We start from the raw sequence: 14,614 nt of genomic DNA, 5'->3' as shown, positions 1-14,614 counted from the left end.
TCAGGCGGGCACCGTCTGGCGATGCAGGGCGGGCATCACCTCCTGGGCCAGCAGGCGCATGCTGTCCCGTTCCCATTCCCGGTTCGGGCCGCTCCAGTCCATGCCGGCCATCAACAGCGTGCCGAAGGGGCCGATGCGCTCCCGCAGCCCGGCCAGCTTCCGCGTCACGGTCTCCGGGCTGCCGTGGATAACGGTAGCCTCGATCAGCATCTCCACCGTCACCTCGCTGTCGTCCATCTTCGGGTCCGGTTTGATGGCGATGGAATAGTTGCCGCGCCGGAGCACTTCCCAAAGGTAGCGGTAGTAGTAATGGTTGCTGCCGGCGGTGCTGAAGGCGCGCTCCCGCGCTTCCTCATCCGTGGGCGCCACCACGATGTTGCGGGCCACGCGCCAGTCCTGCCCATCGGGCGTGCGGCCGACGGCGGCGCAGCCTTCCAGGTATTTCTTCCAGTGGCTGGCGACGCTGTATTCCGGGATGAAATTGGCGCTGATCGGGCTCCAGCCCTGCATGGCCGCTGTTTTCACGCTGCCGGAAAAGGGGCTCATGGCCGACATGGCGATGGGCGGATGCGGCTGTTGCAGCGGCTTGCGCAGGTAGCCGATGCCGAGGTCCGGCACGATGGCCTCGGACAGCTTCAGGTCCCAGTACTTGCCGCTGACGCGATAGGGCGGGTCCTGGGTCCAGAGTTGCAGGATGGTGTCGATGCTTTCCAGCATCCGCTCCCCACGTTTCTGCGGGTCCTCGTTGTCGAACAGCTCGAAATCACTGGCCAGCCCGCCGGGGCCGATGCCGAAGAGCAGCCGTCCGTTGCTCATGTGGTCGAACAGCGCGACCTCGGAGGCCACAATGGCGGGGTGGTGGTTCGGCAGGTTGATCACGCCGGTACCCATCTTGATCCGCTTGGTCTGCGGCAGCAGCGAGGCCAGGAACATCAGCGGCGAGCAGATCGGCTCGGTGGTGGCCGAGAAATGCTCGCCGATCCAGAGCTCCTCGAAGCCCAGTTCCTCCGCCAGCAGGGATTTTTCGGTGTTCTCCGCCAGGGTGTCCCGCAGGGGGCGGTCGGCAGGGTGCAGCGGCATCATGAACAGGCCGAGCTTCATGGGGTCATCCTTCCCGTGTGGTTCATGCTGTGCCGCCCGGGCCTTCTGGCGGGCCATCATGCCGGCAAGGGCGGATGCTAAGGCGGGGCCGCTCCCGCCAGCAACAAAGAATGCGGCGAGCCGTGATGGCAAAAAATGTTGCGAACTGCAGGAGCGCAGCGGCAACATTGGTTGCCATCCTTTCGGACATGCTCTTGCCACCTGATACGCTGCCCAACCTGCTGGCCCTGCTGGAGCAACGTGGGCCAGGCCTCAGCCCGCAGTTCCAGCGCATCGCGCAATACTGCGCCGCCAACCCGGACGAGGTGGCCCTGGCGCCGCTGCGCGTGCTGGCGGGGCATGTGCAGGCGCATCCTTCGGCCCTGGTGCGGCTGGCCAAGAGCCTGGGCTATGACGGCTTCCGGGAGATGCAGCGCGTCTTCAAGGCCGCTGTTTTCGACCGCGCGCGGGGCGTCACCTCGCGCACCTCGCTGCTGCACCGCGCCTTGTCGCCACGCGGCACCGGGGCCGACCCCGCCCGCGCCGTGGTGGCGCATGAAATGGCGGGGCTGCAGACCATGCTGGAACGCCTGCCCGCCGCTGAGCTGGAAGCCGCGACCGCGCGGCTGGTGGCGGCTCGGCTGGTCTGGATTGGCGCCGACGAGCCCGGGCGGGCCGTGGCCTGGCACCTGCGCTGGCTGCTGACGCGGCGGCAGCGCCCGGTGGTCCTGCTGGATGCGGCGCCGGAGGTGGCGCGGCGGCAACTGGCCACCGCCTCCGCCGACGATGCGGTGGTGCTGGTGGCGCTGGACACGGCGGGGGGCGGGCCGGGGGCCTCGCTGGCGGCGGCGGCGGGGCAGGCGGGCTGCGCCACGCTGCTGCTGGGCGACTGGGAGGCCGCGCCGCCCGGCAGCCTGCGCTTCCCGCTGCCGCCGCCGGCGGCGGGGCAGTTGCCCGCGCTGTCGCCCGCCCTGGCCCTGGCCAATATCCTGGCGGCGCCACCCATGCGCCCGGCGGATACCACCCCCTTCGCCGATTTCGACCCCCTGGGCTGGTAGCGAAACGTTGCAGCGCTTCCATCCTCCGGGGGCGCGACCCTAAATAGCCGCATGGCCACCGCCCTTTCCCTGGCGCCCACCAGCGCCGACCCGACCTTCGCCGACCTGCTCGCCATCCGCCCCTCGCTGTCCATGCACGCGCAGGACGGGCTGCTGATGGAGGACGTGCCGCTGGCCCGCATCGCGGCCGAGCATGGCACCCCCACCTGGGTCTACTCCGCCAATACGCTGCGCCGCCGCTTCCGCGCGCTGAAAGCGGCGCTGGAGGCAGCCGGGCTGCGCGCCAGCGTCCATTACGCGGCCAAGGCCAACGACAACCAGGCCGTGCTGCGCGTGCTGCGGTCGGAAGGGGCGGGGGCGGATATCGTCTCGGCCGGCGAATTGCGCGCCACCATGGCCGCCGGCATCCCGGCGGGGGCCACCGTCTTCTCGGGCGTCGGCAAGGCGCCGGAGGAAATCCGCTTCGCGCTGGAAGCCGGCATCTTCCAGCTCAATGCCGAAAGCGCGGAGGAGATCGAGATGATCTCCGCCATCGCCGCCGGCATGGGCGTCGAGGCCCCGGTCTCGCTGCGCGTGAACCCGGACGTGGATGCGCGCACCCACGCCAAGATCACCACCGGCCGCGCCGAGAACAAGTTCGGCATCGCCTTCGAGGACGCGCCGGCGCTCTATGCCCGCATGGCCGCGCTGCCCGGCATCCGGCCGATCGGCATAGCCACGCATATCGGCAGCCAGATCACCGACGGCATGTCCGCCTATCGCGCTGCCTATGCCCGGCTGGCCGAGATGATCGGCGACCTGCGCGGGCGCGGCCTGCCAGTGGAGCGGGTGGACTGCGGCGGCGGCCTCGGCATCCCCTATCGCGACGAGCCGGCGCCGACGCCGGAAGCCCTGGCCGGCGCCATCAAGTCCACGCTGGGCGGCCTCGGCATCCCGGTGATGCTGGAGCCCGGCCGCTGGCTGGTCGGCCCCGCCGGCGTGCTGCTGGCCTCGGTGGTGCTGCAGAAGCAGGGCAGCGCCCGGCGCTTCCTGGTGCTGGATGCCGCCATGAACGACCTGATGCGCCCGGCCATGTATGACGCTTGGCACGGCATCCTGCCGGTCTCGCCGCGCGCCCATGTGGCGCCGCTCTCGCCGGCCGATATCGTCGGCCCGGTCTGCGAAAGCGGGGACACATTCGCGAAAGGCCGCCTGATGCCGGCCATGGCGCCGCAGGATCTGGTCGCATTCCTGGATGCGGGTGCCTATGGTTCCGTGATGAGCAGCACCTACAACGCCCGCCCCCTGGCGGCCGAGGTCCTGGTGGATGGCGCCCGCGCCGCCCTGGTGCGCCGCCGCCAGACGCATGAGGAACTGCTCGCCCACCAGCGCATTCCGGAGTGGCTCGACTGATGCAGACACCGCGCGATCCGCTTTCCCGCCGTCTCGCGCGCGGGCGGCGGCTCGCGCGATGGGCGCTGGCCTGGGAGGAAGCCTGGCCGCGCCTCTGGCCCATCCTGGGCGTGGTGGGGCTGTTTCTCGTCGCCGCGCTGTCGGGCCTGTTTCTTCGCCTGCCGGGCTGGCTGCACCTGCTGGCGCTGCTGGGTTTCGCACTGGCAGTGGGCTGGGCCGCCTGGCGCGGGCTGCGCGGCTTCATGGTGCCGCCGACCGCCGCCGCCGACCGGCGGCTGGAGCGGGAATCCGGCCTCTCCCACCGCCCGCTCTCCACGCTGTCCGACCGCCCCGCCACTGATTCCGACCCCATGGCCCTGGCGCTGTGGCGGGTGCACCGCGCCCGCGCCGCGGCGGCGGTGGAGCGGCTGAAGGTCGGCCTGCCGCGCCCCGGCCTGCCGGCACGGGATCGGCGCGGGCTGCGGCTTGGCCTGCTGGTGGCGCTCGTCGCCGCCCTGGGCGTGGCCGGGGCCGAAACGCCCGAGCGGCTGCGCCGTGCCTTCCAGCCCGCCTTCGGCGCCCCGGTGCTGCCGCCGGCGCTGCGGCTGGAGGCCTGGATCTCGCCTCCTGCCTATACCGGCGCCGCGCCGGTCTTCCTGCCGCCCACGGGCGGTTCCGTTACCGTGCCGGCGGGCAGCCGCTTGCAGGTCGCGCTTTCTGGCGGCCGTGGCGGCGTGCCGGAACTGCGGCTGGGCGAGACCGCCACCCCCTTCCGCGCCCTGGATGTTGCGAGCTTCACCGCCGAGGCGCCGCTCGATGCCGGCACCCGCATCGGCGTACGGCGGGATGGGCAGGACCTGGCGCAATGGACCGTCGCCACCCAGGCGGACGCGCCGCCCCGCATCACCTTCGCCGAGCCGCCCGGGTCGGCGCAGCGCGGCCTCGCCATCCGGCTGCCCTGGCGCGCCGAGGATGACTGGGGCGTGGCCGCCGCCCGCGCCGAGATCACCCTGGCGCCGCGGCCCGATGCGCCGCCGCTGGCGCTGGACCTGCCCATCTCCGGCGATAGCAGGCAGCCGCGCGGCGTGGCGCAGCCGGACCTTTCCGCGCATCCCTGGGCCGGGTTGCCGGTGCGGCTGCGGCTGGTGGCGCGGGACAGCGCCGGGCAGGAAGGCCGTTCCGACACCGCCGAACTGACCCTGCCGGAGCGGCGCTTCGACCACCCGGTGGCGCGGCGGCTGGTGGCGCTGCGCAAGTCGCTCTCCATGGACCCGCTGGCACGGCAGGGCGCCGAGCGCGGGCTGGATGAGCTGTCGCTGCGGCCCGAGGATTTCGAGAACGACCTGACCACTTTCATGGCCATGCGCAGCGCCCGCTACCACCTGACCTTCGACCGCCGGCCCGAGGCGGTGGAGGAAGCGCAGGCGCTGATGTGGCAGACCGCCATCGCGCTGGAGGAAGGCCGCACCAACCGCACCGCCCGCGCCCTGGCCGAGGCCCGCGAGGCCCTGCGCGAGGCCCTGGCCGAAGCCGAGCGGCAGCCCCCCGATGCCCAGCGCCGCGCCGAGCTGGAGCGCCGGGTGCAGGAACTGCGTGAGGCCATCCGCCAGCATCTGGAGGCCCTGGCCGAGCAGTTGCAGCGCGAGAATGGCGAGACCATGCCGCAGGACCCCCAGGCCCGCCTGATGGACCCGCAGGACCTGGACCGCCGCACGCAGGAGATGCAGGACGCGGCGCGCGAGGGCCGTACCCAGGACATGCAGCAGCAGCTGGCGGAGCTGGAGCGCATGCTGGAGGCCCTGCAGAACGGCCAGATGGCCCGGCGGGAAGGCGGCAACCGCAACAGCCAGCAGCAGCAGCAGCGCCAGCAGCGTGGCCAGCAGCAAATGGGCGCGATCCAGGACATGGTGCAGCGGGAAGGCCAGATGCTGGACCGCAGCCACCAGCGCGAACAGGCCGAGGCCGGGCAGCCGCAGCAACAGCAGCAGCGCCGCTCGCCCTACAATCAACAGCAGCGCCAACCCCAGGCCGATGCCACCACGGCCGAGCAGCGCGCTGCCGAGGCGCAGCGGGACGCCCGCCAGCAGCGCGCCCTGCGCCGCGCCCTGGGCGAGCTGATGCAGCAATTCGGCGACCTGACCGGCGAGATCCCGGAAGCGCTGGGCCGCGCCGACCAGCAGATGCGGCAGGCGCAGGAAGCCCTGGGCCGGGGCGGCGACCCCACTGCGAACCAGCAGCAGGCGATCCGCGAGTTGCAGGAAGGCGCGCAGCAGATGGCGCAGACCATGCAGCGTCAGTTCGGCCAGGGACAGCAGGGCCAGGAGCCCGGCGAGGGCCAGGGCGAGGCCAGCCGTGGTCAGCAGGGCCGCGACCCCAATGGCGGGCAGGGGCGGGACCAGGCGATGGGGCAGGGGGAAGGCCGCGACCCGCTGGGCCGCCCCACCCGCAACGAGCCGAATTCCAACGACACCGGCAGCGACACCGTGGTGCCCGGCGATGCCGAGGCGCTGCGCACCCGGCAGATCCAGGAGGAGCTGCGGCGGCGCGGCGCGGACCGGGAGCGGCCGCCGTCAGAGCTGGACTATATCGACCGGCTGCTGAAGACCTTCTAGCTCCTCGGGCGTGGCGCAGAGCCGCCGCGCCCGCATCCAGGCCGACAGCGCCGGGGAGGCGGTGGCGACGCAGAAGGGGATGGCCAGCAGCAGCGGCAGCAGGAAGGGCGCGCCCCAGAGCCAGGCGGTGCCGCCGGCGGTCACCAGCATCAGCGACCCGGCCATGCCCAGCACCGTCTGTGGCCAGAGCAGGCGCGTGGCATCCCGCCACGTCACGCCCCGCGCGGCGCGGTTCTGCGCCCCCCAGCCGCCACCGCGCCGGAAGGGCATGGAGAGCATGAAGAAGCCCTTGCTGGCCATGCTGAGCGGGTCGAAGAAAATGGCGAAGGCCATCTCCGCCAGCGCGCCGCGCAGCACCGCGCCACGGCCGCCGAGGCGCGCGGCCAGGGATGGGCGCAGCAGGGCCTCGGCATAGCCGGCCACCTTCGGCGCATAGCTGGCCAGCCATGTGGCAGCGAAGAGCAGGGCCAGGGCGCCGGGCGGCGTGGCGGCCGCGCCGCCGCTGGCCACGTTGCCCACCGCCGCCACCAGCAGCAGCAGCGAGAGCGGCGCGGTCACGAAGAGCAGGATGGCCTGGGCCAGTTGCCAGCGCCCCATCGGCCGCAGCCAGGGCAGGGGCAGCAGCCGCCAGTACTGCATGTTGCCGGCGCACCAGCGGTGATCCCGGGCCAGGAATTCCGGCATGGCGGGCGGGCTGGCTTCCAGGCTGCCGGCATCCTCCGCCAGGCAGCGCACCTTCCAGCCGGCGGCGTGCAGGCACACGGCCTCGATCTGGTCATGGCTGAGGATGGCGTGGCCGCCGGGCAGATGATCCAGCCGCGCATGGGCGCGGAAGGCGGCGATGCGGATGATGGCGTTGTGGCCCCAGTAGGGGCCTTCATCGGCCTGCCACCAGTTCTGCCCGCTGGCCCAGGACCGCATGCCGGCGCGCATGCCGAACTGGAACAGCCGGGCGAAGGCGGCTTCCGCCGGGCGGCCGGCGATGAGCTGCTGCAGGATGGCCAGCCTGGGGTCCGCTTCCATCTCCGCCACCAGCCGCAGCACGGCGGGGGCGGTCATGGCGGAATCGGCATCCAGGCTCAGCATCAGTTCCAGGCCGGCGGCGTGCCGGTCCAGGAACTCCATGACATTGCCGGCCTTGAAGCCGGTATTGTGCTGCCGGCGCCGGTAGCGCACCGCGATGGGCCGGCCCGCCCGCTGCGCCACGAAGCCGGCCACCGCCTCCTCCTCCCGCAGCGCGCGGACGGGGTCCTGGGTGTCGGACAGGAACCAGAGCACGAAGCGGTGCCCTTGCCCCGCCGCTTCCAACCCATCCAGCAGGGCGGGCAGGGGGGCGAGGACGGCGTCCATGTCCTCGTTGCGGATGCAAAGGGCGATGGCGGTGCGGAGCTGGCCGGTGCCGGCGGGCGCGGCGGGCAGGCCGCGCCCGCGCAGCCGCAGCGCCAGCCCGATCAGCGCATTGCCGGCCGAGATGGCGGACCAGGGCGCCGTGCCGGCATAGGCCAGCAGGATCGCGATCTCCCACCCCGTCCAGCCTCCCGGCGCCAGCACGCGCCAGAGCAGGGCCAGCAGCCCCGCGCTGATGCAAAGGCAGAGCAGGGCGAAGGCGAGCCGCCGCAGGGCGACCGGGGATGGGGCTTTCCGCACAAGGCCCAGATTAGGCCATGCGCGGAAGCCGCACTACACCGCCGGAACGGCGACGCCCAGCGTCGTGGCGGTGCGGCGCAGGTCCTCCCAGATATCGGCGGGCAGGGGCAGGCCCTCGCGCAGGCGCTTCTCGCGGCTGCGCTTCTCGGGCTCGCCCGGCAGCATCACCGGGCTGGCGGGGTCGATCGGGCGGCTGCCGGCGACCCATTCCAGATATTCCTGCCCCATGCGCTGGAACTCGGCCTCGGTGCCGAAATGCGCCGGCGAGAGATAGATGGAGAGCAAGCCATTGGTGATGCAGCCGCGCTGGTCGCGCGGCCCCGAGGTGCCGCCACCGGTGAAGGCGCCCGCCAGCAGCTCGCACATCAGCGCCAGGCCCGAGCCCTTGTGATCGCCGAAGGCGCGGATGGCGCCGGGGCCATTGCCCGGAATGCGCGCGCCCACCTGCGGATATTCGCCATACAGCGTGTGCGGGTCGCCGGAGAAGCGGCCATCGGGCTCGATCAGCGCATCCGGCGGCAGCGGCTTGCCGCCGTTGCTGGCCACCAGAACCTTGCCTTCCGCCACCAGCGAGGTCGCGAAATCCAGCACCACCGGCCGGCCTTCGAGCGGCACGCCGATGGCGATGGGCGCGGTGGAGAAGCGCCGGTCCACGCCGCCATAGGGCGCGACAAGGAAGGAGCCGGCCACATTGACGAAATGGATGGAGATGAGGTTCTCGGCCAGCGCCTGCTCGGCATAGGTGCCGATGCGGCCGCAATGGCCGGAATTGCGCAGCGCCACCACGGCGGCGCCATGCTGCTTCGCCCGCGCGATGCCCATGGCGACGCCCTGCTTGGTCACCGCATGGCCGAAGCCGAACTGCGCGTCCAGCAGCAGGAAGGCACCGCCATCCGTGACCACTTCCGGCTTGCGGCCGGCATGCAGGTAGCCCGCCTTGTGCCAATCCACGTAACGCGGCACCCGCACCACGCCGTGGCTGTCATGCCCCGCCAGATTGGAGCCGACCAGGTGGCTGGCGATATCCCCGGCCTCGCCATCGTCGCAGCCGATCGCCAGGAAGATGCCGCGGATCATGTCTTCCAGCGCCGGGGCCGGGACGGTGACGGTGTTGTAGTCAGGCATGGAAGGTCCTTGTGGTGATTCGAATCTGGTCAGTGCGGCCTGGAGGTTGCGCCGCGCCGCGTCCTCGAATCGCGCGCGGAAAGGGGCGGTGAGGAAGATAGGATCGCGCGCCAGCAGCCGGCGCAAGACGGCGGCGCGGCCGGTGCGGTAGGCTTCCGCCGGCACATGCGCGTATTCCTGCCGGATGGCGCGGTCATAGTCCTCGAAGCGTGCGGGCTCGGCGCCCAGGATGGAGAGGTCCATGTCCAGGAAGCTGGCGGTATCGGCGGCAAGTTCCGGCGGCAGGTTCTCCGGCACCGCATGGCGCTCGGTGGCCAGCACCATGGCCGCGGCGGCTTCCAGCCGCGCCGCCGGCACGGTGCCGGCCATCCACTCCCGCAGCAGGGCGGCGCTAGCGCGCTCGTTGTCGCTGCGGCGGGGGTCGTAGACGGCATCGTGGAACAGGATGGCCAGCCGCACGGCCTCGGCATCGTGCAAGGCGCCCGCGTATTCCCGCCACAGGGCCAGCAGGGCCTCCACATGCGGCCAGCCGTGATAGGCACGGCCGGCATGCAGGGCCTTCAGCGCATCCTCGGGGGGCACGGTCAGCTCAGTCGCGATATCGCCTCGGCCCCTGCCGCGAGGTCGCGGTTGAAGGTGGGGGTGATGATGATCTCGTTCAGGCAGACATGCTCGGGCATGCTGGCGGCGAAGAGCACGGCCGCCGCCACATCCTCAGGCTGCAGCATCCGCGCCCGTTCCTCCGCCGAGGGCGGCTGCGGGCGCAGGTCGAGGATCGGTGTCGCGACCTCGCCCGGGCAGATGCAGGTGCTGCGGATGTTGTGGATGCCGTTTTCCGCGTTGAGCGAGGCGGAGAGCGCCACGAAGCCGGACTTGGCCGCGATATAGGCGGGCCCCGACACCGCCGAGGCGCCCTTGCCGGCGACGGAGGCGATCTGCACGATCAACCCGCCGCCGCGCTTCCGCATGCCCGGCAGCACCGCCAGGCTGGTCAGGAAGGGCGCGGCGAGGTTCACGTCCAGCAGCGCCCGCGCATCGGCTGGGGATAGCTGGTGCCAGTGGCGGCGGGGCGTGTTGCCGCCGGCATTGTTCACCAGCAGCGCGGGCGCCTCCGGCAACTGGGCGACCGCGGCTTCCACCGCCGCGGGGTCTGTCAGGTCGGCGGGAAGGATCATCGGTTCCTCCCCATCCAGCAGCGCGGCGGTCTCGCGCAGCGCGGCCTCGCGCCGCCCGGTCAGCACCAGATGCCAGCCGGCCTTGGCCAGCGACATCGCCACCGCGCGCCCGATGCCGGAGCCGGCACCCGTCACCCATGCAAGCTGGTTCATAGGACGCGTCCTGTTTGCGGGTCGAGGATATGCATGTTGCTCAGGTCCACAGCCATTGGCAGCTGCTGCCCGGGGTAAGCGGGCGCATTGGGATCGACGCGGCCGCAGACCTCGGCACCGTCCATCTTGAAATGCACCAGGGTTTCCATGCCCATCGGCTCCGTCACCTCCGGCACGGCGGGGAAGGGCGCGACATGGGGTCGGTCGAGGTTCTTGGCTTCCGTCAGATGCTCCGGCCGGATGCCGAAGACCACCTCGCGCCCGGCCAGGGCGGCGTAGCGGCTGGTGCGCTCGGCCGGCACCGGCAGCACGATGTCGCCAGGCAGGTGGATGCGCAGCGCGCCCGAGGCCTGCTCCAGCCGCGCGTTGATGAAGTTCATCGCGGGGGAGCCGATGAAGCCGGCCACGAAGCGCGTGGCGGGGTTGTGGTACAGCTCCTGCGGCGGCCCCACCTGCTCGATGACGCCGTTGTTCATGACCACCACGCGGTCGGCGAGCGTCATGGCCTCCACCTGGTCGTGGGTGACATAGACCGTGGTGGTACGCACCGTCTGGTGCACCTTCTTGATCTCGGTGCGCATCTGCACCCGCAGCTTGGCATCGAGGTTGGAGAGCGGCTCGTCGAACAGGAAGACCTTGGGATCGCGCACGATGGCGCGGCCCATGGCGACACGCTGCCGCTGCCCGCCCGAGAGCGCCTTGGGCTTGCGTTCCAGCAGGGGCGTGATGTCGAGGATGCGGGCGGCATGGTCCACCCGGCGGCGGATTTCCTCCTTCGGGAATTTCCGCAGCATCAGGCCGAAGGCCATGTTCTCCGCCACCGTCATGTGCGGGTAGAGCGCGTAGTTCTGGAACACCATGGCGATGTCGCGGTCGCGTGGCGGGATGTCGTTGACCACCTTCCCGCCGATCGAGATCTCGCCGCCCGAGATCTCCTCCAGCCCCGCGATCATCCGCAGGGTGGTGGACTTGCCGCAGCCGGAAGGGCCCACCAGAACCACGAATTCCTCATCGGCGATGTCGAGGTCGATCCCCTTCACCGCCTGCACGCCACCTTCATAGGCTTTGACGACTTTCCGGAGCGTCACCTGCGCCATGGAAGTTCTCTCCCTCAGCCTTTTGTTGCGCCGGCGGTCAGGCCAGCGATGTAGTAGTCCATGAGGAAAGCATAGACGAGCAGGGGCGGCAAAGCCGCCATCAGCGCCCCGGCCATGATCTTGCCCCACTGGAACGTGTCCGCCCGGATCAGGTCCGACACGATGCCGACCGTCAGCACCATCTGGTCCGAGGAGACCAGGAAGGCCATCGGGTAGATGAAGGCGGCCCAGGAGACGGTGAAGGCGAAGATCATCGCCGCCAGGATGCCGGGCAGGGCCACGGGGATGAAGATCTTCCACAGCATCTGGATATGGCTGGCGCCGTCGATCAGCGCGGCCTCGTCCAGTTCCTTCGGGATGGAGGCGAAGTAGCCGATCATGATCCAGGTGCAGAAAGGCACCGTCAGCGTCGGGAAGATCAGCACCATGGCCAGTAGGTTGTTGTAGAGGCCCATGGAGCCGACGATCTGGAACATCGGGATGAACAGCAGCGTCTCCGGCACCAGGTAGGTCAGGAAGACGCCGGTGGCGAGCGTGGCGCTGCCCCAGAACTTCATCCGCGCCAGCGCGAAGGCCGCCATGGTGGAGACCACCATGCTGATGATGACGGTGCTGAGCGTGACGATGATCGAGTTGCGGAAGTGGATCATGTAATTGCCCTGGGTCAGCAGCTCCCAGTAGTTCTGCAGCGTCGGGTTCCGCACGATCCAGGGATTGCCGGACAGGTCGGCGATCTCGCCGCTGCTCTTCAGGCTGGTCATCAGCATGTGGAAGGGCGGCGTCATGAAGAAGATGACGAAGACGGCCAGCGCGATATAGGCGCCGATCATGGCCCAGCGGCGCTCGGCCGCGATGCTGCCGATCCGGCGCTGCGCCGGCACGAAGGGGGTGGTGGGAGCGGCGGTGGTGCCCATGGTCAGGACATCTCCTTGGTGCGCTTGTTGACCCCGCGCAGCGTCAGCACCGCGAAGACCGCCAGCAGCGGGAACATGAAGAGGCTGACCGAGGCGCCCAGCGGGATGTCGCCGGACTGGATCCCGACTTGGAAGGCATAGGTGGCGAAGACATGCGTGCTGTCCTGCGGCCCGCCATTGGTCAGGATGCGGACGATGTCGAAATTGGCGAAGGTGACGATCAGGCTGAAGAGCACCGTGATGCTGATGATGTTGCGCATCATCGGGAAGGTCACGAAGCGCAGCTTCTGCCAGGCGCTGGCGCCGTCGATGGCGGCGGCCTCGTAGAGCTGGTCCGGCACCGACTTCAGCGCAGCCAGGTACATGATCATGAAGAAGGGCGCGCCGTACCAGACATTCACCAGGATGACGGAGAAGCGCGCCCAGCCCGTGGCGCCCAGCCAGGGCACCGGGTCCACCCCGATGCCGGCCAGCGCCCAGTTGAAGGCGGAATAGGAGGGGTCGAAGAGCCACCACCAGGCCAGGGTCGAGATGGCGGGCGGGATGACCCAGGGCACCAGCAGCATGCCGCGCCACTTGCGCTGCCCCTTGGCCGGCAGCGCGTGCAGCACATGCGCCAGCACGAAGCCGATAAGGGCCTTCAGCAACACGGCCGAGACCGCGAAGACCACCGACTGGAACACGACATTCCAGAAGGTCTCGCGCGAGAAGAGGAAGGTGAAGTTCTCGATGCCGATGAAGCGGGTCTGCCGCTTGTTCAGCATCGAGAGGTAGAGGGCGTAGAGGAAGGGATAGACCACCAGGCCGAGGATCAGCAGGATCAGCGGCAGCGTCAGCAGGAAGGCTGTGGTGGAGTTGCGCCGCGCCAGCCGCCGCATCGCGCCTTGGCGCTGCGGCACGGCGGAGGCGGGGGATATCACGGCCTGGGACATGCCTGGGCTCCCTCAGCGGAAATGGGAAGGCGCCCCGGGGCCATGCGGCCGCCGGGGCATCGGCGGCGCCGCGGCGCCGCCACGGGTCACCGGCCTAGCCGCGCTGGAAGCCTTCCAGCTCGCTGGAGGCCCAGGCGATGGTGCGTTCCACCGGTTCCTTGTTCTGCACCGCGCGGGCGATCATCTTGGCCTGGATGCCCTGGTTGTACATCTGCACCGCGATGTTCGGCGGCGCCGGGTAGTCGGCGATGAACTGCTCCGCCTTGTGGTGCGGCCGCACGGGGTAGTTGTAGACCACGCCGGTGGGCGGCCCTTCCTTCTGCCAGGTGTCGAAATCCGTCATGCTGGTGAAGGGCGGGATGTCGTAGCCATTGGTGGCGGCGACCATGGTCTGCGCCTGTTCACGCTGGCTGAGATATTCCACCAGTGCCTTGGCGGCGCCCTTGTTGCGGCTGAAGTTCCACACGCCCCAGAAATACGGCAGGTAGGGCGTGAAGCGCCCGGCCGCGCCGGTGGGGGCGGGGAAGGTCCAGCACTGCTCGGCCACCTGCGGCGCGTCGCGCTTGGCAACGGCCCAGGCGGAAGGCGGGTTGAAGATCAGCGCCGACTTGCCCGAGATCAGCGCCCGGTTGTTGGAGGCATCGTCCCAGGAAAACACATCAGCCGGCATGAACTGGCAGAGCCGCTGCGCGTAATCCAGCACCGCGCGCACCTTGTCCGACTTGGCCGTGATCTCGCCCTTGGCATTCACCAGCTCGGCGCCGAAGGAGCGGAACATCGAGCCGACCCAGTCGGTGGCATCCGGGAAGGTGCCCAGCGGCAGGCCGAAGGGCACGCCCGCCTTGTGGCAGCCCTCGGCCGCCTTGATGAAGGCATCCCAGGTCCAGGCATCCACGTTGGCGGCGGTGTCATTGGCCGGGAACATCTGCTGGATGTCGATGCCGCCATGCTGCTTCAGCAGGTCGATCCGCCCCAGCGAGGGCTTGTTCTGCGAGCCGGAGATGGCCGGCACCGCGCGCCACTTGCCTTCCACCTTGGCCAGGTATTCCACGATGGAATTCACCTTGCCGTATTTCTCGGCCAGGCGGGTCATCACGTCGTCCATCGGCTCCAGCAGCTCGGACTGCGCGTGCACCTCCCAGGTGGGAAAGGAGAGCACGTCATGCCCCTGCTTCGCCTGCGCCTCGGCCGCGAGAGTCAGAAGGTTCTTGTTGCCAACCGTGGTGATGAAGTCGAGCTGGATCTCGACCTTGTTCTTCTGCCCCCAGTCCATGACGATCTTGCGCATGGCGTCGTTGCCGGCGGGCACCCAATGGTCCCACAGGCCGAGGGCGAGGCGCCCGCCCGATGTCTGCCCATGCACATTCACCAGAGGCAGCGCACTGGCCGCTGCCCCCGCCACGCCGGCGCGCAGCACCGTGCGGCGGGTGAACCCGTTGCCTTCCATGTC

The 14,614-nt window shown here is 70.3% G+C and carries 11 protein-coding genes; 3 read left to right on the top strand and 8 right to left on the bottom strand.

Features of this window, described 5'->3' with window-relative positions:
* Positions 1 to 1,101: an LLM class flavin-dependent oxidoreductase gene (locus EBE87_RS11445; RefSeq protein WP_120640368.1), complete on the bottom strand. Its 1,101-nt coding sequence runs from the start codon at positions 1,099 to 1,101 to the stop codon at positions 1 to 3.
* 188 nt (positions 1,102 to 1,289) lie between these two features.
* On the opposite strand from EBE87_RS11445, the gene EBE87_RS11440 reads away from it, so the two are divergent.
* Genes EBE87_RS11440 through EBE87_RS11430 form a run of 3 tightly spaced genes read left to right on the top strand, consistent with a single transcriptional unit; the run spans position 1,290 to position 6,121 of the window.
* A complete protein-coding gene (locus EBE87_RS11440; protein WP_158611645.1) occupies positions 1,290 to 2,138 on the top strand; it encodes a MurR/RpiR family transcriptional regulator in 849 nt (282 codons plus the stop codon).
* 51 nt (positions 2,139 to 2,189) lie between these two features.
* Positions 2,190 to 3,530, top strand: coding sequence for a diaminopimelate decarboxylase (gene lysA / locus EBE87_RS11435; RefSeq protein WP_120641227.1), 1,341 nt, complete (start codon positions 2,190 to 2,192; stop codon positions 3,528 to 3,530).
* Positions 3,530 to 6,121, top strand: coding sequence for a TIGR02302 family protein (locus EBE87_RS11430; protein ID WP_122139996.1), 2,592 nt, complete (start codon positions 3,530 to 3,532; stop codon positions 6,119 to 6,121). The genes lysA and EBE87_RS11430 overlap by 1 nt, the downstream gene beginning before the upstream one ends.
* Here EBE87_RS11430 and mdoH read toward each other — a convergent pair.
* The 7 genes from mdoH to EBE87_RS11395 all read right to left on the bottom strand — a co-directional run bounded on the left by mdoH (position 6,080) and on the right by EBE87_RS11395 (position 14,611).
* Complete coding sequence (mdoH, locus tag EBE87_RS11425) at positions 6,080 to 7,768, bottom strand: glucans biosynthesis glucosyltransferase MdoH (protein ID WP_120639318.1); 1,689 nt, start codon at positions 7,766 to 7,768, stop codon at positions 6,080 to 6,082. The two genes, EBE87_RS11430 and mdoH, sit on opposite strands and share 42 nt — an antisense overlap.
* Before the next feature lie 33 nt (positions 7,769 to 7,801).
* Positions 7,802 to 9,475 carry a malate/lactate/ureidoglycolate dehydrogenase gene (locus tag EBE87_RS11420; protein ID WP_233553304.1) on the bottom strand — a complete coding sequence of 558 codons (1,674 nt, stop codon included), beginning with the start codon at positions 9,473 to 9,475 and terminating at the stop codon, positions 7,802 to 7,804.
* A gap of 2 nt (positions 9,476 to 9,477) precedes the next feature.
* A complete protein-coding gene (locus EBE87_RS11415; RefSeq protein WP_120639319.1) occupies positions 9,478 to 10,221 on the bottom strand; it encodes an SDR family oxidoreductase in 744 nt (247 codons plus the stop codon).
* Positions 10,218 to 11,318, bottom strand: a complete 1,101-nt coding sequence (locus EBE87_RS11410; protein ID WP_120639320.1) for an ABC transporter ATP-binding protein — start codon at positions 11,316 to 11,318, stop codon at positions 10,218 to 10,220. Before EBE87_RS11410 ends, EBE87_RS11415 begins: the two co-directional genes overlap by 4 nt.
* 14 nt (positions 11,319 to 11,332) lie before the next feature.
* Positions 11,333 to 12,232, bottom strand: coding sequence for a carbohydrate ABC transporter permease (locus tag EBE87_RS11405; RefSeq protein ID WP_120639321.1), 900 nt, complete (start codon positions 12,230 to 12,232; stop codon positions 11,333 to 11,335).
* Positions 12,233 to 12,234: 2 nt separating this feature from the next.
* A complete protein-coding gene (locus tag EBE87_RS11400; RefSeq protein ID WP_120639322.1) occupies positions 12,235 to 13,164 on the bottom strand; it encodes a carbohydrate ABC transporter permease in 930 nt (309 codons plus the stop codon).
* 94 nt (positions 13,165 to 13,258) lie between these two features.
* Entirely contained in the window at positions 13,259 to 14,611 is a 1,353-nt protein-coding gene (locus EBE87_RS11395) for an ABC transporter substrate-binding protein (RefSeq protein ID WP_120639323.1), read from the bottom strand.
* Positions 14,612 to 14,614 lie beyond the last annotated feature (3 nt).

The sequence above is a fragment of the Teichococcus wenyumeiae genome, from assembly GCF_003696345.1.
GTDB classification, from domain to species: Bacteria; Pseudomonadota; Alphaproteobacteria; order Acetobacterales; family Acetobacteraceae; genus Pseudoroseomonas; species Pseudoroseomonas wenyumeiae.
The sequence above is the reverse complement of the archived record's forward strand: the minus strand, read 5'-3'. Positions and strand labels throughout refer to the sequence as shown.

Excerpts from the sequence above, each read along its gene's own strand:
- EBE87_RS11405 (WP_120639321.1), bottom strand. The coding sequence starts at position 12,232 with ATGGGCACCACCGCCGCTCCCACCACCCCCTTCGTGCCGGCGCAGCGC.
- EBE87_RS11440 (WP_158611645.1), top strand. The coding sequence starts at position 1,290 with ATGCTCTTGCCACCTGATACGCTGCCCAACCTGCTGGCCCTGCTGGAG.
- EBE87_RS11410 (WP_120639320.1), bottom strand. The coding sequence starts at position 11,318 with ATGGCGCAGGTGACGCTCCGGAAAGTCGTCAAAGCCTATGAAGGTGGC.
- EBE87_RS11415 (WP_120639319.1), bottom strand. The coding sequence starts at position 10,221 with ATGAACCAGCTTGCATGGGTGACGGGTGCCGGCTCCGGCATCGGGCGC.
- EBE87_RS11395 (WP_120639323.1), bottom strand. The coding sequence starts at position 14,611 with ATGGAAGGCAACGGGTTCACCCGCCGCACGGTGCTGCGCGCCGGCGTG.
- EBE87_RS11430 (WP_122139996.1), top strand. The coding sequence starts at position 3,530 with ATGCAGACACCGCGCGATCCGCTTTCCCGCCGTCTCGCGCGCGGGCGG.
- EBE87_RS11400 (WP_120639322.1), bottom strand. The coding sequence starts at position 13,164 with ATGTCCCAGGCCGTGATATCCCCCGCCTCCGCCGTGCCGCAGCGCCAA.
- EBE87_RS11445 (WP_120640368.1), bottom strand. The coding sequence starts at position 1,101 with ATGAAGCTCGGCCTGTTCATGATGCCGCTGCACCCTGCCGACCGCCCC.
- lysA (WP_120641227.1), top strand. The coding sequence starts at position 2,190 with ATGGCCACCGCCCTTTCCCTGGCGCCCACCAGCGCCGACCCGACCTTC.